Source organism: Pseudomonas sp. (assembly GCF_017744435.1).
Lineage (GTDB): Bacteria > Pseudomonadota > Gammaproteobacteria > Pseudomonadales > Pseudomonadaceae > Aquipseudomonas.
The window spans coordinates 53,219-76,514 of record NZ_JAGIBG010000011.1; the positions used below are offsets into that span (position 1 = coordinate 53,219).

The window sequence follows — 23,296 nt, forward strand, 5'->3', positions numbered from 1 at the left end:
GCCTCGCCGGGTGACCGGCCAGGCGGCCCGCTGCACCGTCTGGCCGGTCAGGCCCGGCAATGCGGCGGTTCATGGTTGTAACAAGGAAGTCGCTATGCTTGGACGTTTTGGCAAGGATGCCAGTTCACTACTAGGGGTGGAAATCGCTTCCGACTCCATACGTATCGCACAGCTGCGGCGCCACAGGGGGCGCTACAAGCAGCTGGTCTGGGCGGTCGAGCCGTTTGCGCCTGGCAACGGCTGGCAGGACCCAGATCGAATCGTTGCTGCCCTGCGCAGCGCTTATCGGCAATCTGGCAGCCGCCAGCGCCGGGCCGCCGTGGCGCTGCCGGCCTCGCAAGTGATCTGCAAGCTGTGCCAGCTGCCAGCCAGTCAGGCTCCGAGTCAGATGGAGGCTCAACTGCTGGCGGATGCGGACCGGCTGTTTCCCTTCCCCCTTGAAGACCTGGTGCTGGACTTTCAGGTGCTGGGTGCCTCGTTGCTACAACCCGGTAGCCTGGATGTCCTGGTCGCGGCCAGCCGTCAGAGCGCATTGCAGCCGGTGCAAGCAGCATTCGAAGCCGCGGGGTTGGAGCTGGAGGTCGCGGAAGTGGACAGCATTGCCTTGCGCCGCCTGATGCCAAACCAAGCCAAAGGCCCGGCAGCGCTGCTGCGTATCGAGCCGGGCAGTTCGACGCTGCATGGCTGGCTTGGCGATACGCTGCCATTACGACGGGAATTGCTCTCGGGCGTGCTGCCTGATCTGCCTGGTGATGTTTTCGCTGAAGGGGCGGGGCCGGAAGAAGTGCTTGTCGTCGGCGCTCCTGCGATCGGGCGAGGCTTGCACAGTCGACTGAGTGAGCGCCTCGGCTTGCCGTGCCGGCCATTGCCGCCTGTGGCTGGCGTGGATTGCAGTGAGGGCTGCATGGCCTTGGCTTTTGCACTGGCAATGGGGAGCGTGCGCTGATGGTGCGTCTGAACCTGATGCCGTGGCGAGAGCGGCAGCGCCTGGCAGCGCTCCGGCGTTTGCGCCTGATGTTGGTGGGGGCGGCAGTCGTGGCGTTGTCTGCGGTGCTGCTGATTGACCAGCTGGCCCGGCAGCGGGCTCATGAGCAAGCCGTTGCAAACAATAGCCAGCAAGCTGCAATCGATGTGCTCGAGGTGCAGAGGGCCGAGCATGATGGTATCAGGCAATCCTATGACGCAGTGCGTGTGCAGGCTGCGGCGTTGGCTGGCTTGCGTGTCGAGCAGGGGCTGGTGACAGCCGTGTTTGCGGATCTGGAGCGGGCGCTGCCGGAGGGTGTTCAACTGCTCAGGCTCGAACTGCAAGGCTCACGGGTGAGCATGGTCGGTGTGGCCGCCTCCGGGGCAGTCGTGGCGCAGCTGATGCGTGAGCTGGAGCGGTCTGCCGTGATGCGTGAACTGGAGCTGAAAAGCCTGAAGAGTCAGCCGGGTGGCGATGAGTTTCTGTTGTTGGCCCGCCTGTCGGCGCTCTGGTCGTGAATCTGCTGCAGCCAGGCGCATGGCTGGCCCTCATCGAGCGCTCGAGTTTACTTCGCCGCGCGCTGCCAGTCGCCATTGGCCTCATCCTGTTTGGGCTCGGCTGTCTGTTTCGTTTGCCGCAATGGCTGCAGCTTCAGGAGGATGAACTCGCCAGGCAAGTTCGCCTGCTGCAGGCGCATGAAGCCAAGGCTGCCGAGGTGCTGGCGCTGATGCAGATGCGCAAGGCCCTCGATGATGAACGGCAACTTTTGCAGGATGCTCGCTGGCGTCTTGCCGGCGGGGCCGACATGAGCGATCTGCTCGACCAGCTGGCGGCCTCTGGGCATGCCCATGGCCTGCACTTCGAGCGACTCGATGTGCTTGATGAGGTAAAGCAGCCCGGCTACTGGCAGACACCCTTGGACGTGCAAGTAGTTGGACACTATTCGGGGCTGCGGATGTGGCTGGACGACTGGCTTGGTCAGGATCGTCTGCTGCGCGCCGAGGGGTTGGAGTTGGCACCTGCCGATGACAGGCCTGGTCTGTTGCGCCTTGGCATGCGCGTGCATGCCTATCAAGCTGACGGAGCAGTGCCCGAGCCTTTGTCCCTGGCTGATACACCCGCTCGAGGTGAGGTGCTGCCGGTGGTTCTCGATCCGTTTTCCGCCTGGGCGAAGCGCACTGCGCTGGCAGGGCTTGCCAGCGTTCCGCTGGCGCAGCTGCAGATGGTCGGCAGCCTGCAGCGGGGACAGCAGCACGAAGCATTGCTGTTGGCGGCAGGTCGCTTGTATCGCGTGCGTCCCGGTGATCGGCTGGGGCGTGATGGCGGTGTCGTGGTGGCAGTCGGCGAACGGCAGCTGGATGTGCGTGAGCGACTGTTCGTGGGGGGCGTGTGGCGTGAACGCACGGTAATGCTGACGCTCAGGAAGCGCGTGACAACGGAGGCCTCGGAAGGTGATGAAATGGCTGTTGAAGTGGGTGGTGATGGCGTTGATACCCAGCCAGTGGTGCATCGCGGCGCCCTATCGGGGTGAGCCCATCTCGTTGAACTTTCAGGATGTCGAGGTGCGTTCGGTGCTGCAGGTGCTGGCTGACTACGCCGGGATCAACCTGGTGGCCAGTGACACGGTGCAAGGCAATGTCACCCTGCGGTTGCACGATGTCCCCTGGGATCAGGCGCTGGAACTGGTCCTGCGTAGTAAAGGGCTGGCTCGGCGCGAGGAAGGAAATGTGCTGCTGGTGGCACCAGCCGCCGAATTGGCCGAGCAATCCCGCGGCACGCGTATCGGGCAAGAGCTGGATGCGCAGTTGCAACCCTTGCGGCGTGAGTTGCTGCCCATTCATCACGCCAAGGCTTCCGACCTTGCAGAGCTGCTGCTGGCGACCCTGGCGGATGACGGCATCCTGACCGGGCGTGGCAGCCTGAGCGTCGACGCTCGCACCAACACCTTGGTCGCGCACCAGCCTGCGGAGCGCCTTGCCGAATTGCGGCAGTTGGTCGCTCAGCTTGATGTGCCGGTACAGCAGGTAGAGATCGAGGCGCGCATCGTTGAGGCCAATGTTGATTATGAGAAAGGCCTGGGCGTGCGCTGGGGGCGACAGCTGTACGGGGAAGCGCCGCAATTGGGCAAGGACCTGTTTGTCGACCTGGGCGTGGAGCGGGGCGGCGCCAGCATCGGAGTTGGCTTGTTGCGTGGCGGCGTGCTGCTGGATCTGGAACTCAGCGCCATGGAAAAGAGCGGCAACGGCGAAATCATCTCCCAGCCCAAGGTGGTCACGGCCGACAAGGAAACCGCCAGGATTCTCAAGGGTACCGAGGTGCCTTATCAGGAAACCAGCAAGAGTGGCGCCACCTCGGTTGCCTTTCGCGAAGCCTCGCTGTCGCTGGAGGTCACGCCGCAGATCACCCCGGACGGCAAGGTCATCATGACGGTCAAGGTGACCAAGGACGAGCCGGACTTCGTCAATGCCCTGAACGACGTGCCGCCGATTCGCAAGAACGAGGTCAATGCCAAGGTCCGTGTGGCGGACGGTGAAACCATCGTCATCGGTGGTGTCTACTCGACCACGCAAAACAATGTGGTCGACAAGGTGCCATTTTTCGGCGATCTGCCGTATGTTGGGCGGCTGTTTCGACGCGATGCATTACAAGAGAAAAAATCCGAGCTGCTGGTCTTCCTGACTCCGCGTATCATGAGTGACCAGGCGATTGCTGTGAGTCGTTGATTCTGTGCGAAATTTGATACTTGTAGGGCCCATGGGTGCTGGCAAAAGCACCATCGGGCGCCTGTTGGCCAAAGAGCTGCGCCTGCTGTTCAAAGATTCCGACAAGGAAATCGAACTGCGAACCGGCGCCAATATCCCGTGGATCTTCGATAAAGAAGGCGAACCGGGCTTCCGTGACCGTGAGCAGGCGATGATCGCCGAGCTCTGCGCACTCGATGGCGTGGTCGTGGCGACCGGTGGCGGCGCAGTCATGCGCGCGGAAAACCGCCAGGCGCTGCACGAGGGCGGTCGGGTCATCTACCTGCACGCCTCGGTGGAGCAGCAGGTCGGGCGCACGGCGCGCGATCGCAACCGCCCGTTGCTGCGTACCGCCAACCCGGAGGCGACCCTGCGCGCCTTGCTGGAAGCGCGCGACCCGCTCTATCGCGAAATCGCCGACCTGGTGGTGGAAACCGACGAACGGCCACCGCGCATGGTGGTGCTCGATATTCTTGAGCGCCTGCAGCAGTTGCCGCCCCGCTAAGCCGGGACTATTCTCGGCCAGCGCCGAGGCGAGGTTCAACGTTACCGCGCGGGTCGAACAGCCGGCGCCGCGCCCAAGTACATTGTGGGGATACATGCAGACACTTAAGGTCGACCTCGGCGAGCGTAGCTACCCGATCTACATTGGCGAAGGCCTGCTGGACCAGGCCGAACTGCTGGCGCCGCATATCCGCGGGCGGCAGGTTGCCATCGTTTCCAACGAAACCGTCGCGCCTCTGTATCTCGAACGCCTGAGCAAGACCCTCGGCGCCTACTCTGTGCTGCCGGTGATCCTGCCCGACGGCGAAGCTCACAAGAACTGGGAAACCCTGCAACTGATCTTCGACGGCCTGCTGACCGCGCGGCATGACCGCCGTACCACGGTGGTCGCCCTCGGCGGCGGTGTGATCGGCGACATGGCCGGCTTTGCGGCGGCCTGCTATCAGCGCGGCGTCGACTTCATCCAGGTGCCGACCACACTGCTGTCTCAGGTCGACTCCTCGGTGGGCGGCAAGACCGGCATCAACCACCCATTGGGCAAGAACATGGTCGGTGCCTTCTATCAGCCCAACGCGGTGCTGATCGATACCACCAGCCTCAAGACCCTGCCCGAGCGCGAGCTGTCGGCGGGCCTGGCCGAAGTGATCAAGTACGGCCTGATCTGCGACAAGCCGTTCCTTGCCTGGCTCGAAGACAATATGCAGGCCTTGCGTGCCCTGGAGCCCACAGCGCTGACCGAAGCGATCAGCCGCTCCTGCGCGGCCAAGGCTGCCGTGGTTGGCGCCGATGAGCGTGAGTCCGGCGTGCGTGCCACGCTGAACCTGGGCCATACCTTCGGCCACGCCATCGAAACCCACATGGGCTACGGCGTATGGCTGCACGGCGAGGCCGTGGCGGCAGGCACGGTGATGGCCCTGGAAATGTCCATGCGCCTGGGCTGGATCGACCAGACCGAGCGTGATCGCGGTATCCGCCTGCTGCAGGACGCAGGTTTGCCGGTGGTGCCACCACAGGAAATGACCCCGGCGCATTTCATGGAGCACATGGCGGTCGACAAGAAGGTGCTCGATGGCCGCCTGCGGCTGGTGCTGCTGCGCCAGTTGGGCGAAGCCGTGATCACCGACGACTATCCGAAAGAGATTCTTCAGGCCACGCTGTCGGCGGATTACCGCGCGATCGTGGCCCAGCTTTGAGGTTGTGACAGCGTAATGACCAGTTTGCATGCCGATGAGGCGTTCCTCGAACATTACCAGTTGAGCCACGATCCGTTCGCACCGCGTGTGCCCGGCTTCAAGTTCTTCCCTGCCCAGCGCAAGCCGGTGCTGGGCCAACTGCATCACCTGGCCCGCTACAGCCAGCTGATGCTGGTGGTCACCGGCCCCGTGGGCAGCGGCAAGACCCTGCTGCGCCAGGCCCTGGTGGCCAGCACCAACAAGCAGTCGGTGCTGAGCGTGGTGGTGTCTGCCCGCGGCGCCAGTGACGCCGCCAGTGTGCTTGGCCAAGTGGCGCAAACGCTGGAAGTGGCCCAGCCTGAAGTGCAGGCGATCCTGAACAAGGTGGTGCAGCTGGCACTGACCGGGCAGGAAGTCTATTTGCTGGTGGACGATGCGGAACAACTCGACGAGTCGGCACTCCAAGCGTTGCTGGAACTGGCGGCAGGGCTACCGGAAGGGCGCCCGCACGTGTTCCTGTTCGGCGAGCCTTCGCTGATTGCCGGGTTGGACGAGATCCAGGTCGAGGAAGAGCGCTTCCACGTCATTGAACTTGCCCCCTACAGCGAGGAAGAAACCCGCGAGTACCTGGAGCAACGCCTGGAAGGCGCTGGCCGGGGCATCGAGGTGTTCACCCGTGAACAGCTAGTCGATATTCATGAAAACTCCGACGGATGGCCTGGCAACATCAACCAGGTCGCCCGCGATACTTTGATCGAAGCCATGATCGCCAGCCGTACCACGGTCAAGCGACCATCCATGGGGTTCAAAATGCCTAAGAAACACGTACTCGCGCTGTCCGCTGTCGTCGTGGTCGCCGTAGGTGCTGCGGTTCTGATGCCCAAGAAAGGCGACAAGGCTCCTGCCGAGGCGCCGGTGGCCCAGGCCCAGTTGCCGCTGGGCGAGGGCAAGCCAGGTGGCGCCCAGTCGAACAACGGCAACCCGGCCATCGAGTTCTCCGGCCAGTCGCAGCCGATGCCACTGCCGTTGGTGGGCCAGTCCCAGCCAGTCATGCGCGAGCCGCTGGCTCAAGCGGCCGGCATGGGTGACGGTGAAGAAGGTAGCCCGGCCGGCAACACCGCCTTGCAGCCTGGCAATCCACCGACCGTGACCACGATTGCGCCGCCACAGGGCGTGCCTGCCGGCCCGGCGCCGAGCATGGCCCAGGCTACCGCGCCAGCACAGCCGGTTGCGCCTGCGCCGAAACCTGTCGCTACCCAGCCGGTCAAGCCGGTTGCGCCTGCCAAGCCAGTGCCGGCACCGACCCAGGTCGCCGTCGCCAAGCCTGCCGCCAAGCCGGTAGAAAAACCGGTCGCGAGCGCCAGCGCCAGTAGCAGCGGCGGCTGGTACTCGGGCCAGAAGCCAGGCAACTATGTAGTGCAGATCCTCGGCACCAGCTCCGAGGCGTCGGCCCAGGCCTTCGTCAAGGCGCAGGGTGGCGACTATCGCTACTTCAAGAAAAACCTGCAGGGCAAACCCCTGTACGTGGTCACCTACGGCAACTTCGCCAACCGCGACGCAGCGGTTGCGGCAATCAAGAACTTGCCAGCGAAGGTCCAGGCTGGTAAACCTTGGCCACGTACCGTTGCCAGCGTCCAACAAGAGCTGGCCTCGGCCCGCTGACACCTGCCGGGCGGCATCACCCCCGCCGCCCAGTTGCTGAGCGATTAACGACATTCGAATAGCCTGCTGCGCCTGAGCGCGGCAGGCTTTTCTGTCCCAGACTGCCGGCCACAAGCCTCTGTTGCAGTCATGGCTGAAACGCTTCAGACTCGAGCCAAGCCGCTATCACGGCGCATGGCGCAAAAACATTCAAAATTGCGACATAAATTTTCAATGGTGAGACATGAAAATTTGTGGGTATGACTGTCGCTGTGCAACAATGGTTTTCCATGGCCACCGCAAAAAGCTGGCGTTTGATCGGCGTGGATGGTAAGTGGTTGTACATAAAAGAGATTTGCCTCCGGTTGAGAGGTGAACCTGGTGAGAAAGTGTCTATGAAAACAGGTCTGTACCATCCCGAAGAATTCAAGGACAACTGTGGTTTTGGCCTGATCGCCCATATGACGGGCGAACCGAGCCACCACCTTCTGCAAACCGCCATGCAGGCACTGACTTGCATGACCCACCGCGGCGGTATCAACGCCGACGGCAAGACCGGTGACGGTTGCGGTCTGCTCATGCAGAAGCCCGATCAATTCCTGCGGGCCGTGGCCCAGGAGCACTTCGCCGTCGAGCTGCCCAAGCAGTACGCCGTCGGCATGGTGTTCTTCAACCAGGACCCGGTCAAAGCCGAAGCTGCCCGCGCCAACATGGACCGCGAAATCGTCGCTGCCGGCCTGAAGCTGGTCGGCTGGCGCAAGGTCCCGATCGATACCAGCGTGCTCGGCCGCCTGGCCCTGGAGCGCCTGCCGCAGATCGAACAGGTGTTCATCGGCGGTGAAGGCCTGAGCGATCAGGAATTCGCCATCAAGCTGTTCAGTGCCCGTCGCCGTTCGTCCGTGGCCAACGCCCACGACGCCGACCACTACATCTGCAGCTTCTCGCACAAGACCATCATCTACAAAGGCCTGATGATGCCGCGCGATCTTGCGGCGTTCTATCCAGACCTGGGTGACGAGCGCCTGCAGACCGCGATCTGCGTGTTCCACCAGCGCTTCTCCACCAACACCCTGCCGAAATGGCCGCTGGCGCAGCCATTCCGCTTCCTCGCCCACAACGGCGAGATCAACACCATCACCGGCAACCGCAACTGGGCCATGGCCCGTCGCACCAAGTTCGCCAACGACCTGATCCCCGACCTCGAAGAACTCGGCCCGCTGGTCAACCGCGTCGGTTCCGACTCCTCGAGCATGGACAACATGCTGGAACTGATGGTCACCGGCGGCATCGACCTGTTCCGCGGCGTGCGCATGCTGGTACCGCCAGCCTGGCAGAACGTCGAGACCATGGACGCCGACCTGCGCGCCTTCTACGAATACAACTCCATGCACATGGAGCCGTGGGATGGCCCGGCCGGTATCGTCATGACCGAAGGCCGCCACGCGGTGTGCCTGCTCGACCGTAACGGCCTGCGCCCGGCGCGCTGGGTGACGACCACCAATGGCTACATCACCATCGCCTCGGAAATCGGTGTGTGGGGCTACCAGCCTGAGGAAGTCCTGGCCAAGGGCCGTGTCGGCCCGGGCCAGATCCTTGCCGTGGACACCGAGACCGGCCAGATCCTCGACACCGACGCCATCGACAACCGCCTGAAGTCGCGCCACCCGTACAAGCGCTGGCTGCGTCAGCACGCCCTGCGCATTCAGGCGACCCTGACCGACGACCAGGGCGTGGCCAGCTACGACGCTGACCAGCTCAAGCAGTACATGAAAATGTTCCAGGTCACCTTCGAGGAGCGTGACCAGGTGCTGCGCCCACTCGGCGAGCAGGGCCAGGAAGCGGTCGGCTCGATGGGTGACGACACGCCGATGGCCGTGCTGTCGCAGCGTGTGCGTTCGCCGTACGACTTCTTCCGCCAGCAGTTCGCCCAGGTGACCAACCCGCCGATCGACCCGCTGCGCGAAGCGATCGTCATGTCCCTGGAAATCTGCCTGGGCGCCGAGCGCAACATCTTCCAGGAGTCCCCGGAACACGCTTCGCGGGTGATCCTCAGCTCGCCGGTCATCTCGCCTGCCAAGTGGCGCTCGCTGATGAACCTGGAGCGCGAAGGCTTCGACCGTCAGCTGATCGACCTCAACTATGAAGAGAGCGTCGGCCTGGAAGCAGCCATCCGTAATATTGCCGACCAGGCTGAAGAGGCCGTGCGCAGCGGCAAGACCCAGCTGGTGCTGAGCGACCGCTACATCGCCCCGGGCAAGCTGCCGGTGCATGCATCGCTGGCTGTGGGTGCCGTGCACCACCGCCTGACCGAACAGGGCCTGCGTTGCGACAGCAACATCCTGGTCGAAACCGCCACTGCCCGCGACCCGCACCACTTCGCCGTGCTGCTGGGCTTCGGTGCCTCGGCCGTGTACCCGTACCTGGCCTACGAAGTGCTGGCCGACCTGATCCGTACCGGCGAAGTGCTGGGCGATCTGGACGAAGTCTTCAAGTACTACCGCAAAGGCATCTCCAAGGGCCTGCTGAAGATCCTGTCGAAGATGGGCATCTCCACCATCGCCTCGTACCGTGGCGCCCAGCTGTTCGAAGCCGTGGGCCTGGCCGAAGAAGTGGTCGGCCTGAGCTTCAAGGGCGTGTCCAGCCGCATCAAGGGTGCGCGCTTCGTCGACCTCGAAGGTGACCAGAAGCTGCTGGCAGCCGAAGCCTGGAGCGCGCGCAAGCCGATCCAGCAAGGTGGCCTGCTGAAGTTCGTCCACGGTGGCGAATACCACGCGTACAACCCGGACGTGGTCAACACCCTGCAGGCCGCCGTGCAGCAGGGCGACTACGCCAAGTTCAAGGAATACACCACGCTGGTCGACCAGCGCCCGGTGTCGATGATCCGCGACCTGCTGAAAGTGAAAGTGGCCGACGAGGCCCTGCCGCTGGATCAGGTCGAGCCGCTGGAGGCCATCCTCAAGCGCTTCGACTCCGCCGGTATCTCGCTGGGCGCATTGTCGCCGGAAGCTCACGAAGCCCTGGCCGAGGCGATGAACCGCCTGGGCGCGCGCTCCAACTCCGGTGAGGGCGGTGAAGACCCGTCGCGCTACGGCACCATCCGCAGCTCGAAGATCAAGCAGGTGGCCACCGGCCGCTTTGGCGTGACCCCGGAATACCTGGTCAACGCCGAAGTGCTGCAGATCAAGGTTGCCCAGGGCGCCAAGCCCGGCGAAGGCGGCCAGCTGCCTGGCGGCAAGGTCAACGGCCTGATTGCCAAGCTGCGCTATGCGGTACCGGGCGTGACCCTGATCTCGCCACCGCCGCACCACGACATCTACTCGATCGAAGACCTGGCCCAGCTGATCTACGACCTCAAGCAGGTCAACCCGCAGGCCCTGGTATCGGTCAAGCTGGTGGCTGAGGCCGGCGTTGGCACCATCGCCGCCGGCGTGGCCAAGGCCTATGCCGACCTGATCACCATCTCCGGCTACGACGGTGGTACCGGTGCTTCGCCGCTGACCTCGATCAAGTACGCTGGCGCCCCGTGGGAACTGGGCCTGGCTGAAACCCACCAGACCCTGCGCGGCAACGACCTGCGCGGCAAGGTACGGGTACAGACCGACGGTGGCCTGAAGACCGGCCTGGACGTGATCAAGGCCGCCATCCTCGGCGCTGAGAGCTTCGGCTTCGGCACCGCGCCGATGATTGCCCTGGGTTGCAAGTACCTGCGCATCTGCCACCTGAACAACTGCGCCACCGGCGTAGCCACGCAGAACGAGAAGCTGCGCAAGGACCACTACATCGGCACTGTCGACATGGTGATCAACTTCTTCACCTTCGTCGCTGAAGAAACCCGTGAGTGGCTGGCCAAGCTGGGCGTGCGCAGCCTCGGCGAGCTGATCGGCCGTACTGACCTGCTCGACGTGCTGCCAGGCGACACCGAGCGCCAGCAGTACCTGGACCTGACTCCGCTGCTGGGCAGCTCGCACATCCCGGCCGACAAGCCGCAGTTCTGCGAAGTCGACAAGAACCCGCCGTTCGACAAGGGCGAGCTGGCCGAGAAGATGGTCGAGATGGCCCTGCCGGCGATCCGCGATCAGGCCGGTGGCGAGTTCAGTCTCGACATCTGCAACTGCGACCGTTCCATCGGTGCCCGTATCTCTGGCGAAATCGCCAAGCTGTACGGCAACCAGGGCATGGCCGACAAGCCGGTCACCTTCCGCTTCAAGGGGACTGCCGGGCAGAGCTTCGGCGTGTGGAACGCCGGTGGCCTGAACCTGCACCTGGAAGGCGACGCCAATGACTACGTCGGCAAGGGCATGACCGGTGGCAAGGTGACCATCGTGCCACCGGCCGGCAGCCCATTCGCTACCCAGCACAGCGCCATCGTCGGCAACACCTGCCTGTACGGCGCCACCGGCGGCAAGCTGTTCGCCGCAGGTACCGCAGGCGAGCGCTTCGCTGTGCGTAACTCTGGCGCCCACGCGGTTGTCGAGGGTACTGGCGATCACTGCTGTGAATACATGACCGGTGGCTTTGTCTGCGTTCTGGGCAAGACCGGTTACAACTTCGGTTCTGGCATGACTGGCGGCTTCGCCTACGTGCTCGACATGGACAACAGCTTCGTCGACAAGCTCAACCACGAGCTGGTGGAAATCCAGCGCATCAGTGGTGAGGCGATGGAAGCCTACCGCAGCCACCTGGCGCGGGTCCTTGGCGAATACGTGGAAGAGACCGGCAGTGAGTGGGGGCGTGAGCTCTTCGAGAACCTGGACGACTACGTGCGGCGCTTCTGGCTGGTCAAGCCGAAGGCGGCCAACCTCAAGCAACTGCTGTCCAGCACCCGTGCCAACCCGCAGTAAGAACAGCTGCAAGTGACGGCCCCGTGCGCGGGGCCCGTCGTGCTCAAGTGATCGTCTTGCAGCTTGCAGCCTGAGGCTGGCAACTGCGGTAAAGAGGTTTTGAAAAATGGCTGAACGTCTGAACAACGACTTCCAGTTCATCGAAGTGGGCCGCAAGGACCCGAAGAAAAAGCTGCTGCGCCAGCGCAAGAAGGAGTTCGTGGAAATCTACGAACCGTTCAAGCCTGCGCAGTCCGTGGAGCAGGCACACCGCTGCCTGGGCTGCGGCAACCCCTATTGCGAATGGAAGTGCCCGGTGCACAACTTCATCCCCAACTGGCTGAAGCTGGTCTCCGAAGGCAACATCCTGGCCGCGGCCGAACTGTCGCACCAGACCAACACCCTGCCGGAAGTGTGCGGCCGCGTATGCCCGCAGGACCGCCTGTGCGAGGGTGCCTGCACCCTGAACGACGGTTTCGGTGCGGTGACCATCGGCTCGGTGGAGAAGTACATCACTGACACCGCCTTCGCCATGGGCTGGCGCCCGGACATGTCCAAGGTCAAGCCAACCGGCAAGCGCGTCGCCATCATCGGTGCCGGCCCGGCTGGCCTGGGCTGCGCCGACGTGCTGGTACGCGGTGGCGTGACCCCGGTGGTGTTCGACAAGAACCCGGAAATCGGTGGCCTGCTGACCTTCGGCATCCCCGAGTTCAAGCTGGAAAAGACCGTGCTGAGCAATCGTCGCGAAGTCTTCACCGGCATGGGCATCGAGTTTCGCCTGAACACCGAGGTGGGCAAGGACATCACCATGGAACAGCTGCTCGCCGAGTACGACGCAGTGTTCATGGGCATGGGCACCTACACCTACATGAAGGGTGGCTTCCCGGGCGAAGACTTGCCTGGCGTGCATGACGCGCTGGACTTCCTGATCGCCAACGTCAACCGCAACCTGGGCTTCGAGAAGTCGCCGGAAGACTTCGTCGACATGCAGGGCAAGAAGGTCGTGGTGCTGGGCGGTGGCGACACCGCGATGGACTGCAACCGCACCTCGATCCGCCAGGGCGCCAAGTCGGTGACCTGTGCCTATCGCCGTGACGAAGCCAACATGCCGGGTTCGCGCAAAGAGGTGAAGAACGCCAAGGAAGAAGGCGTGAAATTCCTCTACAACCGCCAGCCCATCGCCATCGTTGGCGAGGACAAGGTCGAAGGCGTGAAGGTGGTCGAGACACGTCTCGGCGAGCCGGATGCCCGTGGCCGTCGCAGCCCCGAGCCGATCCCGGGCTCCGAAGAAATCCTGCCGGCCGACGCCGTGGTGATCGCCTTCGGCTTCCGCCCGAGCCCGGCACCGTGGTTCGAGCAGCATGGCATCCAGCTGGACAGCCAAGGTCGCGTGGTGGCCCCAGAGAAAGCCAAGTTCAAGCACCAGACCAGCAACCCGAAAGTGTTCGCCGGTGGCGACATGGTGCGCGGTTCGGACCTGGTGGTGACGGCGATCTTCGAAGGCCGCAACGCCGCCGAAGGTATCCTGGACTACCTCGAAGTCTGATCCATCGCATTCGCGGCTAAAGCCGCTCCCACAGGGATCGCGCAGCTTCAAAGGCAGCGTAGAACCTGTGGGGGCGGCTTCAGCCGCGAACACCGGCGAAGCCGGTGCCACCCTTCGCAGCACTTTTTGTATACAAAATCGTTTGACCTATGGCACCCAATAGACAAAACGCATGGCCTTGACCGTGCCTTTTGCGCTGGCGTCTGAGAAAATGCCCGCACTATTTTTCCGGATGCCGACATGACTGCCCTGAAGAACGATCGTTTCCTGCGTGCACTGCTCAAGCAACCCGTAGACGTCACCCCTGTCTGGATGATGCGCCAGGCCGGCCGCTACCTGCCGGAGTACCGCGCCAGCCGCGCCAAGGCCGGTGATTTCATGAGCCTGTGCATGAACCCGCAGTTCGCCTGCGAGGTAACCCTGCAGCCGCTGGACCGCTACCCGCTGGACGCGGCGATCCTGTTTTCGGACATCCTCACCATCCCGGACGCCATGGGCCTGGGCCTGTACTTCGAAACCGGCGAAGGCCCGCGTTTCAAGAAGGTCATCAGCACCCCGGCCGATATCGAAGCGCTGCCGATCCCTGACCCGCAGAAAGACCTCGGCTACGTGATGGACGCGGTCAGTACCATCCGCCGCGAACTCAATGGTCGCGTGCCACTGATCGGTTTCTCCGGCAGCCCGTGGACCCTGGCCACCTACATGGTCGAAGGCGGCTCGTCGAAAGACTTCCGCAAGACCAAGGCGATGGCCTACGACAACCCGCAAGCCCTGCACCTGCTGCTAGACAAGCTGGCCCAGTCAGTCACCAGCTACCTCAACGGCCAGATCCTTGCCGGCGCCCAGGCGGTGCAGATCTTCGATACCTGGGGCGGCAACCTGTCGGCAGCGGCTTACCAGGAGTTCTCCCTGGCCTACATGCGCAAGATCGTCAGCGGCCTGATCCGCGAGCACGAAGGGCGCAAGGTGCCAGTCATCCTGTTCACCAAGAACGGCGGCCTGTGGCTGGAAAGCATCGCCGAAGCCGGCGCTGATGCGCTGGGCCTGGACTGGACCTGCGAGATCGGCGACGCTCGCCGCCGCGTTGGTGGCAAGGTGGCGCTGCAGGGCAACATGGACCCGACCGTGCTCTACGCCAAGCCCGAGGCCATCCGCCAGGAAGTGGCGCGCATCCTCGCCAGCTATGGTAAGGGCACTGGCCACGTGTTCAACCTCGGCCACGGCATCACCCCGGAAGTCGACCCGGAACACGCAGGCGTATTCATCAACGCCGTGCATGAACTGTCGGCGCAGTACCACCAGTAAATGCGCTGAAACGAACAGCCCGGCCAAGTGCCGGGCTTTTTGTCGCACTGACTTGAGCGCCCTTTCGCGGGTAAACCCGCGAATGGGCCTCAAGCCGTTTTCGGTTGAAGCTTGCTCAGGTGCAGTGCCACCAGCAACGCCACTGCCAGCAGGCTACCGATGAACAAGCCGATCCCGTTCCACCCCCACTGGTGCCAGAACACCCCACCGGCCGTACCGGCCACGCTGGACCCTGCGTAATAGCTGAACAGGTAAAGCGACGAAGCCTGCCCCTTGGCCTTCAGCGCGCGGCGGCCGATCCAGCTGCTGGCCACCGAGTGCGCACCGAAGAAGCCGAAGGTGAACACCAGCATGCCGACGATCACCATCGCCAACGGGGTGGCCAGGGTCATCAGCAGGCCGCCGGCCATTACGACGATACTGGCCCAGAACACCTTGCGCCGGCCCAGCTTGTCAGCCAGTGCGCCGACTTGCGCCGAGCTGTAGATACCCGACAGGTAGACCACCGACAGCAAGCCGACCAGCGCCTGGTTCATGTGGTAAGGCTCGGCCAGCAGGCGGTAGCCGATGTAGTTGAACAGGGTGACGAAGGCGCCCATCAGCAGGAAGGCTTCGAGGAACAACCAAGGCAACCCGGCATCCTTGAAGTGCATGACGAAGCCGTCCAGCAGGCTGCGAGGGCTCATCAACTGCGGGCGGAAATTGCGCGATTCGGGCAGCACTTTCCAGAACACCAGCGCAGCCACCAGGGCCAAGCCGCCAATGGTCAGCATCGCCGTGTGCCAGCTGACGAAGTCGATCAGTACCCCGGTGATCAGCCGCCCACTCATGCCGCCGATGGCATTGCCGCCGATGTACAGGCCCATGGCCAGGCCGATGTGCTGCGGGTGGATTTCTTCGCTCAGGTAGGTCATCGCCACCGCCGCCAGGCCACTCAGCGACAGGCCCACCAGGGCGCGGGTGGCCAGCACCAGCTCCCAGCTCGGCATCACCGCGCTGGCCAGGGTCGACAGGGCAGCACAGACCAGGGCAAAGACCATCACCGGTTTGCGGCCGATGCGGTCGGAGATCGGGCCGGTGATCAGCAGGCCGAACGCCAGCATCGCAGTGGACACCGACAGCACCAGGCTGCTCTGCGCCGCGTTGATGGAAAACTCCTTCGACAGCAGCGGCATCATCGGCTGCACGCAGTACAGCAGGGCGAACGTGGCGAAGCCGCCGCTGAACAAGGCCAGCACGGTTTTCATGAAGGCGGGGGTGCCTTTCTCGATCCACATTTCGTTCAGGGGGGCAGGTTCTGGGCCGGCAGGAAGGGGGGCTACAGCAGTTTTCACGGGCGGTACCTCTGGCGCAATGAAAAAAGCATATAGCTGGCTAATGATTAGATCCAATATATTGTTCGACCTATTTGAGACGTTTAGCGACCTGATTGGAGCCGATCATGGAACTGCGCCATTTGCGTTACTTCATCGCCGTTGCCGAAGAACTGCACTTCGGCCGCGCGGCCCAGCAACTGGGCATCTCCCAGCCGCCATTGAGCCAGCAGATCCAGGCGCTGGAGCAGGAATTGGGTGCGCGCCTGTTCGAGCGGACCAATCGTCGGGTCGAGCTGAGCGAGGCGGGTCGCCTGTTCCTTGAAGAGGCGCGCCAGGTGCTGGCGCAGGTGGAGAAGGCGGCCGATGTGGCGCGCCGTGCACAGTTGGGTGAACTGGGCGAGATGAAAATCGGCTTCACGTCGTCGGCGCCGTTCACGTCGAAGATCCCCAAGGCCATTCATGCCTTTCGCCAGCGCTTCCCCGCAGTGCACCTGAACCTCAAGGAAATGAGCAGCCGGGATGTCGCCGAAGGGGTGTTCGACGAATCCATCGAAGTCGGTCTGATGCGGCCGATGCCGCTGCCGGAAGGCCTGGTGGCTACCGAGCTGTTCCGCGAGCCGCTGGTGGCAGTGATCAATGCCTCGCATCCGTTGGCGGAAGGCACGGAACAAGGCGTGCACATGGCCGCCCTGGCCCATGAACCGTTCGTGTTCTTCCCGCGCAGCTATGGCAGCGGGTTGCATGCGCAGTTGTTGAGCCTGGCACGCCAGGCCGGGTTCAGCCCGCACTTTGCCCAGGAAGCGGGGGAGGCGATGACCATCATCGGCCTGGTGTCGGCGGGGCTTGGGGTCTCGGTGCTGCCGGCATCGTTCAAGCGCATGCAGATCGAAGGCGTGGTGTACCGCACGTTGCTGGATGAAGGGGCGATGTCGGCAGTGTGGCTGGTGCAGCGCGAGCGCGGTGGTTCGGCGATGGCCCGGGCGTTCGCCGAGTTGCTGACGGGACTGATGGCGGCCTGATCCGGCGAACGGGCAAATGGCACTGGCCATTGCCGCTGCGCCGCCACATACTCGGGCATTCGTTGATACACGGAGGTCAATCATGCGGCGCGTGGTGTTCAATCAGAAAGGTGGCGTGGGCAAGTCGAGCATCGCTTGCAACCTGGCGGCAGTGAGCGCCAGCGAAGGTTATCGGACCTTGCTGATCGACCTGGATGCCCAGGCCAACTCGACCCAGTACCTGACCGGCCTGACCGGCGACGATATCCCCATGGGTATTGCCGACTTCTTCAAGCAGAGCCTGTCCAGCGGACCGTTCAGCAAGAAGAACAAAGTCGACATCTACGAAACCCCGTTCGACAACCTGCACGTGGTCACCGCCACGGCAGAGCTTGCCGACCTGCAACCCAAGCTGGAAGCCAAGCACAAGATCAACAAGCTGCGTAAGTTGCTCGACGAGCTGGACGAGGACTACGAGCGGATCTACATCGACACGCCACCGGCGCTCAACTTCTATGCGGTTTCCGCACTGATCGCCGCTGATCGCGTGCTGATTCCCTTCGACTGCGACAGTTTCTCGCGCCAGGCGCTGTACGGCCTGCTGGCCGAAATCGAAGAGCTCAAGGACGACCACAACGAAGACCTGGTGGTCGAAGGCATCGTGGTCAACCAGTTCCAGTCCCGCGCCAGCCTGCCCCAGCAGATGCTCGACGAACTGCTGGCCGAAGGGCTGCCGGTGCTACCGGTGTACCTGGGCAGCTCGGTGAAGATGCGCGAATCGCACCATGCCAACCTGCCGCTGATTCACCTGGAACCGCGGCACAAGCTGACACAGCAGTTTGTCGAGTTGCATTCGCTGCTCGAAGAGAACGCTTAGACCCCTTGGCTACGCAACCACTCCAGCAACGACTGGAGTGGAAACGCCCCGGCCTGGCGGCTGACTTCGCGGCCGTTCTTGAACAGGATCAGGCTGGGAATCGAGCGGATACCCAGCTGCCCGGCCAGGTTGCGGTTGGCTTCGCTGTCGAGCTTGGCCAGGCGGCAGCGGCCGCTGAGCTGGCGGGCAGCCTGTTCGAAGGTCGGGGCGAAGGATTTGCATGGGCCGCACCAGTCGGCCCAGACGTCGATCAGCAGCGGCAGGTCGCCCTTGATCTGGCTGGCGTAGTTGGCTTCGCTGAGTTCGAAGGGTTGGCTCAGCAGCACGTCCTGTTTGCAGCGGCCGCATTTCGGCGCGTCGCCCAGGCGTGCCGCCGGCAGGCGGTTGAGGCCGTTGCAGTGGGGACAGGGGATTACCAGTGGGTCGGACATTTGGGTTCCTTGAACATTAAGAAGAACAGCTGATTTCCAGGTGCTTGCCCCACTCCGGCGGGCGCTCTGCATAGGCCTGCATGCCGGCTTGCTCCTCGAACGGCTTGCTCAGCACCTGGTGCAGGCGTCGCACCTCACTGTAATCCCCCGCTTCGGCCGCTTCGATGGCCTTCTGCGCCAGGTAGTTGCGCAGCACGTACAGCGGGTTCACCGCATGCATGCGCTCACGACGGCCTTCGGCATTGCCTGCCTCTCGTTCGCAGCGGGCCAAATAATCCGCGCCCCAGGCATCGAACCCGGCGAGGTCGATGAAGTCGTCGCGCACCGCCTTCAGCGCCTCGGCGGCGGGCTGGTCGCCCAGCTTGCGGAAGAACAGGTTGTAATCCACACCGCCGCTCTGCATGCGCTGCAGCAGGCGTTCGACCAGCGCCATGTCGTCGTCTTCTGCGGTGGTCAGGCCCAGGCGCCGACGCATCAGGTCGAGGTAGTGCGCCTGATACAGCGGCAGGAACAGGCCCAGCGCTTCCTTGAGCGATTCCACCTCGATCACCGTGGTCAGGGCCTGGGCCAGGGCGCTGAGGTTCCAGTGGGCAATCGGCACCTGGTTGGCGTAGCTGTAGCGGCCACGGTCGTCGGAGTGGTTGCAGATGAAGTTGGCGTCGAAGTCGTCGAGGAAGGCGAACGGGCCGAAATCGAAGGTGATGCCGAGGATCGACATGTTGTCGGTGTTCATCACCCCGTGGCAGAAGCCATAGGCCTGCCAGCGGGCGATCAGCTCGGCATTGCGCTCGACGATGGTGCGGAACATGGCCAGGTAAGGCTGCTCGGCATCGCGGCATTCGGCGTAGTGCTGCTCCAGCACGTGGTCGATCAGCGCGCGCTGCTGTTCCGGCTGCTTGGTGTAGTAGAAGTATTCGAAATGCCCGTAACGCACATGGCTCTGCGCCAGGCGGGTGAGCATTGCCGCGCTCTCGCGGGTTTCGCGCCACACCGGGGTGCTCGAACCGATCACGCACAGTGCCCGGCTGGTGGGGATGCCGAGCGCGTGCAGGGCCTCTGAAGCGAGGAACTCGCGGATCGACGAGCGCAGCACGGCGCGGCCGTCGCCCATGCGCGAATAGGGCGTCTGGCCGGCGCCCTTGAGGTGCAGGTCCCAGTGCTCGCCCTGGTCATTCAGCACTTCGGCCAGCAGCAGGCCGCGGCCATCGCCCAGGCGCGGGTTGTAGGAGCCGAACTGGTGGCCGGAATAGACCATCGCCCGCGGGTCGGCCTCTTCCCAGAGCTTGTGGCCGCTGAACAGCTCGGCGAACACTGGTTCATTGGCCTGGGCCGGGTCGAGGTCGAGCAGGGCCATGGCCGACTCGCTGGCCACCACCAGGCGCGGCTCGGCAATCGGCTCGGGCAGGACCTGGGTGGAGAACGCATCGCCCAGGCGGGCGAAGCGATTGTCGAAGGTGAGTTGGTCGAGGGCTTTCACGGGCTGCTCCTGGAGATCGGTGCCAAGGGGCCGCTTTGCGGCCCTTCGCGGGTAAACCCGCTCCCACAGGTACAGCGCTGTTCTCAAGACCGGCGCGGTCCCTGTGGGAGCGGGTTTACCCGCGAACGAGGGCGGAGCCCTCGCAGGGGATTTGCACAGGATAAAGTATTCGAGCCCGTTCAGGCCGAAGCAGTGCCATCCGGTTTAGGTTGCTCCATCGGGATCAACTGCTGCTTGCCACCTTTCGGGTCCATCAGGAACACCTCGACCTGGCGTACCGAGATCTTGATGTTGTGGGCCTTGAACTCACGATTGATGTAGCGGTTGATCTCGTCCAGCGTCGGGTTGCGGTCACCGAGGTCACGCACGTGCATGCGCAGCTCGTGGTCCAGCGAGCTCTCGCCGAAGTTGAGGAAGTACACGATCGGCTCCGGGTCCTTGAGCACCCGCGGGTTCTCGTGGGCGCCCTTGAGCAGCAGGTCGCGCACCAGGTCGAGGTCGGAGCCGTAGTCGATGCCCAGCTTCAGCGTCACCCGGGTGACCGTGTCGGTCAGCGACCAGTTGATCAGCTGGCCGGTGATGAAGGTCTTGTTGGGGACGATGATGTCCTTGCGGTCGAAGTCGGTGATGGTGGTGGCACGAATGCGGATCTTGCTCACCGTGCCGGACAGGTTGCCGATGGTGATGGTGTCGCCGATCCGCACCGGGCGCTCGAACAGGATCATGATGCCGGAGATGAAGTTGGCGAAGATCTCCTGCATACCGAAGCCCAGGCCCACCGACAGCGCGGCCACCAGCCACTGCAGCTTGTCCCAGCTCACCCCGAGGGTCGACAGGGTGCTGACGATGCCGACGCCGACGATGGTGTACGACAGCAGCGTGGTGGTGGCGTAGGCGCTGCCCTGGGCCAGGTTCAGGCGCGACAGCACCAGCACTTCCAGCAGGCCCGGCAAGTTGCCGGCCAGGGCGAAGGTGATGCCGACGATCACCAGCGCACCGAGCAGGTCGCCGAGGCTGATCGGCACCATGCTGGCGGCGGCGCCGGTGCCGCTGGTGTACTCGTAAAGGGTGAAGTTGTTGAGGTAGGCGAATACCGAGATCAGGTCCGACCAGACCCAGTACAGGCCGGCGATGAAGCCGCCGAGCAGGGCCAGGCGGATCAGGCGCAGCGACTGCTGGTTGACCTGTTCGATGTCCAGGGTCGGTTCTTCGGTGATGACTTCGCCATCCAGCCCTTCCTTGGCGGCCTGGCGCTTGCTCAGCGCGCGCTGGTAGGCCAGGCGCCGTGCCGCCACCGACAGGCCGCGGACGAAGGCGGCCTCGATCACCAGCCAGAACAGCAGCAGGTAGAGGGTGTAGATCAGTCGGTCGGTCAGTTTCAGCGCGGTGTAGTAGTAGCCGAAGCACACGGCCACGAACAGCGCGATCGGCAGGGCGGTGAAGGCCACCCCGACCGCCCTGCGGAACAGCGACGTGTCACGGTGCGCCGGGCTGCTCAGCAGCAGGCGGCTGAGCAGCCAGGCCATCAGCGCGTAGCAGGTCAGCACCACGCCGATGCCGAGCACGTCGTCGGCCAGGGCAGAAGGTTGGTGCTCGGCGACCGCCACCACGCCGACCAGCGCCAGCACCACGGTACCCAGCCGGCGCACCCAGCCCCGCAGGAACTCGACCTGTGGCTTGTGCCAGCGGAAGTGGATTTCCGCCACGCCACCGGGGGCGAGGATGCGGTAGGCGGTGTAGAACACCAGCCAGGCCTGGGCCAGCTGCCACAGCGCCGCGCCGAGGTTGGCGTTCTGCCCGCGGGCGTCGATCTGCAGGGCATAGCTGCACAGCGCCAGGCCCAGGCTCACCGGCATCGCCAGGAGGATGTTGATCAGGATGGCCTGGGGGGTGTGCCACTGGCTGTCACGGCGGAAGTGGCCGATGTCCTGGTGCACCTTGCCCAGCCGTTGGTAGAGGTACTTGCGCCGCCACAGCAAGGCGCCGATCGCCAGCAGCAGCGGCAGGAACAGCAGCGGCCGCTGGCTCAGGCCGTCGGCGAGTTCCTTGATGCCCGAGCCCCAGGGCAGGCTGGCGACCTGTTCGGGGAAGCGTTCCGGTACCAGGCGCAGCCAGTCCCAGTCCAGCGGCTTGTTGCTGGGGATCCAGAACATCTGCTCGTCGAGGGTGTTGCGCAGGCCCTGGGCAGTGCCCAGCAGTTGCTTCTGGTTGAGCTGCAGGGTGATCGATTCGTTGAGCAGTGCCGACAGCTCGCGGTTCAGGCGTTCGAGCAGGTCGCTGCGGGTGATTGCCACGTCCAGCAGGGCCTTGCGCAGTTGCGGCGTGACGTCTTCCTGCGGCTGGTTGGCCAGCAGCTTGTCGACGTAGGTCACCGGGTTGCTCATCTGCTCGCGCTGCTGGTTGATCTCGAACTGGTAGAGGCGGATATCAGCGATCTGGTCGGCCAGGTCGCGGTCGACCCTCAAGTGCGGCAACGCCTGCTTCTGCTTGTAAAGGATCTTCGACAGCAGCAGGCTGCCCTTGAGCACGTTGATCTGCTCATCCAGCGCCTGGTCGGCCTGGGTCAGGCTGTCGAGCTGCTGCTTGGTGCGCAGGTTCTGCTGGGTCAGCTCGTTGAGGCGGTCGGTGCTTTTCAGCAGGTAGTCGGAGAGCTTGAGGTTGGCCGCGCTCTCGGTGGCCAGCAGGCTGCTGCCGCCAGCCTTCTGCGCTTCGATCGACTGCTGGGTAACGGCTTGCTGGGACTGGGCCAGGCGCTTTTCGTTGATCAGCGTCTGCAGGTCCTGGATTTCCTGTTCCAGGCGCGCGGCGCGCTCGATCAGCAGGTCGTGCCGGGCGTTGCCGAGGTCTTGCAGCAGGCCGTTGCCGGCCAGTTCCTGGCGGCGCAGCAGGGTCAGCGCGTTGAGCGAGGCCAGCTCGGCATTGAGCTGGTTGCGCTGGTCGGCGTTGATCGGCTTGCCGCCGTCCTTGCCGCTCTTGAGGCTGTTGTTGATCTGCTGGGTACGGGTCTGGTTGTTGCTGATTTCGGCCTGGGCGCGCTCGGGGCGGGTCTGCGAGTTGATGATCAGGCTGTTGGCCTCGGACAACGCCTTCTGCAGCTCGCCCTGCTGGGTGTTGCGCTCACTGAGCATTTGCTCGAGCTGCGGCACGGTCAGGCTGGCATAGCGCTGGGCGACCGGCTGCGGCTTGCTTTCCTTGAGCTTGGCCAGTTCTTTCTGGCTGTCGCTGGTTTCCTTGGGCGCGCTGGTCAACTGCTGCTTGAGCGCGGCAAGTTTCTTCTCGCTGTCTTCCTTGCTGTTGAGCAGGCTCAAGGTCTGCTCAAGCACCTGCTGCAGGGCCTTCTGGTCGGCTTCGGGCAGCTTGCGCTCGGCGATCTTGTCGAGGCTGTTCTGGATGCTGGCGGTGGTCGGGGTTTCCGCCGCGTTGACCGCGAAAGGAAGGGACAGGCACAACCCCAGCAGGGCTGTGCGAAGGTACACGCGCAAGGACATAGGCAGACTACTTGTG

At 63.8% G+C, this 23,296-nt stretch carries 16 protein-coding genes; 12 read left to right on the plus strand and 4 right to left on the minus strand.

The annotated features are described in order from the left end of the window. Nucleotides 1–94 precede the first annotated feature (94 nt). The 10 genes from pilM to hemE all read left to right on the plus strand — a co-directional run bounded on the left by pilM (nt 95) and on the right by hemE (nt 14,693). Nucleotides 95–946 carry a pilus assembly protein PilM gene (gene pilM, locus J7573_RS10020; protein ID WP_294334014.1) on the plus strand — a complete coding sequence of 284 codons (852 nt, stop codon included), beginning with the start codon at nt 95–97 and terminating at the stop codon, nt 944–946. After that, a complete protein-coding gene (locus tag J7573_RS10025) occupies nt 946–1,482 on the plus strand; it encodes a PilN domain-containing protein (protein WP_294333847.1) in 537 nt (178 codons plus the stop codon). The genes pilM and J7573_RS10025 overlap by 1 nt, the downstream gene beginning before the upstream one ends. Next, on the plus strand, nt 1,479–2,495 hold the full coding sequence (locus tag J7573_RS10030) for a pilus assembly protein PilP (RefSeq protein WP_294333850.1): 1,017 nt from the start codon (nt 1,479–1,481) through the stop codon (nt 2,493–2,495). The genes J7573_RS10025 and J7573_RS10030 overlap by 4 nt, the downstream gene beginning before the upstream one ends. Continuing rightward, nucleotides 2,419–3,687 (plus strand): type IV pilus secretin PilQ family protein, encoded by a 1,269-nt coding sequence (locus J7573_RS10035; protein ID WP_294333855.1) that lies wholly within the window; start codon nt 2,419–2,421, stop codon nt 3,685–3,687. Before J7573_RS10030 ends, J7573_RS10035 begins: the two co-directional genes overlap by 77 nt. A 4-nt stretch (nt 3,688–3,691) precedes the next feature. Continuing rightward, on the plus strand, nt 3,692–4,210 hold the full coding sequence (gene aroK / locus J7573_RS10040; protein ID WP_060509908.1) for a shikimate kinase AroK: 519 nt from the start codon (nt 3,692–3,694) through the stop codon (nt 4,208–4,210). 94 nt (nt 4,211–4,304) lie between these two features. After that, nucleotides 4,305–5,402: a 3-dehydroquinate synthase gene (aroB, locus tag J7573_RS10045; protein ID WP_294333860.1), complete on the plus strand. Its 1,098-nt coding sequence runs from the start codon at nt 4,305–4,307 to the stop codon at nt 5,400–5,402. 15 nt (nt 5,403–5,417) lie between these two features. Beyond that, the gene (locus J7573_RS10050) at nt 5,418–7,043 is read left to right on the plus strand and encodes an AAA family ATPase (protein ID WP_294333864.1); all 1,626 of its coding nucleotides are present in this window, start codon (nt 5,418–5,420) and stop codon (nt 7,041–7,043) included. A gap of 374 nt (nt 7,044–7,417) precedes the next feature. Continuing rightward, the gene (gene gltB, locus J7573_RS10055; RefSeq protein ID WP_294333866.1) at nt 7,418–11,863 is read left to right on the plus strand and encodes a glutamate synthase large subunit; all 4,446 of its coding nucleotides are present in this window, start codon (nt 7,418–7,420) and stop codon (nt 11,861–11,863) included. Between the two features lie 106 nt (nt 11,864–11,969). Next, nucleotides 11,970–13,388: an FAD-dependent oxidoreductase gene (locus J7573_RS10060; RefSeq protein ID WP_294333869.1), complete on the plus strand. Its 1,419-nt coding sequence runs from the start codon at nt 11,970–11,972 to the stop codon at nt 13,386–13,388. Between the two features lie 240 nt (nt 13,389–13,628). After that, nucleotides 13,629–14,693, plus strand: coding sequence for a uroporphyrinogen decarboxylase (gene hemE / locus J7573_RS10065; protein ID WP_294333872.1), 1,065 nt, complete (start codon nt 13,629–13,631; stop codon nt 14,691–14,693). An 89-nt stretch (nt 14,694–14,782) separates the two neighbouring features. On the opposite strand, the gene J7573_RS10070 is transcribed toward hemE, so the two are convergent. Next, entirely contained in the window at nt 14,783–15,970 is a 1,188-nt protein-coding gene (locus J7573_RS10070) for an MFS transporter (RefSeq protein WP_294334016.1), read from the minus strand. Between the two features lie 164 nt (nt 15,971–16,134). On the opposite strand from J7573_RS10070, the gene J7573_RS10075 reads away from it, so the two are divergent. Beyond that, complete coding sequence (locus J7573_RS10075) at nt 16,135–17,028, plus strand: LysR family transcriptional regulator (protein ID WP_294333875.1); 894 nt, start codon at nt 16,135–16,137, stop codon at nt 17,026–17,028. Between the two features lie 82 nt (nt 17,029–17,110). Next, nucleotides 17,111–17,884: a ParA family protein gene (locus tag J7573_RS10080; RefSeq protein ID WP_016395419.1), complete on the plus strand. Its 774-nt coding sequence runs from the start codon at nt 17,111–17,113 to the stop codon at nt 17,882–17,884. Here the strand turns inward: J7573_RS10080 and trxC are convergent. The 3 genes from trxC to mscK all read right to left on the minus strand — a co-directional run bounded on the left by trxC (nt 17,881) and on the right by mscK (nt 23,280). Beyond that, a complete protein-coding gene (gene trxC / locus J7573_RS10085; protein WP_110633055.1) occupies nt 17,881–18,315 on the minus strand; it encodes a thioredoxin TrxC in 435 nt (144 codons plus the stop codon). The two genes, J7573_RS10080 and trxC, sit on opposite strands and share 4 nt — an antisense overlap. A gap of 16 nt (nt 18,316–18,331) precedes the next feature. Further along, the gene (selO, locus tag J7573_RS10090; RefSeq protein ID WP_294333885.1) at nt 18,332–19,792 is read right to left on the minus strand and encodes a protein adenylyltransferase SelO; all 1,461 of its coding nucleotides are present in this window, start codon (nt 19,790–19,792) and stop codon (nt 18,332–18,334) included. A 179-nt stretch (nt 19,793–19,971) separates the two neighbouring features. Continuing rightward, nucleotides 19,972–23,280, minus strand: a complete 3,309-nt coding sequence (mscK, locus tag J7573_RS10095) for a mechanosensitive channel MscK (RefSeq protein WP_294333888.1) — start codon at nt 23,278–23,280, stop codon at nt 19,972–19,974. Between the last annotated feature and the right edge of the window lie 16 nt (nt 23,281–23,296).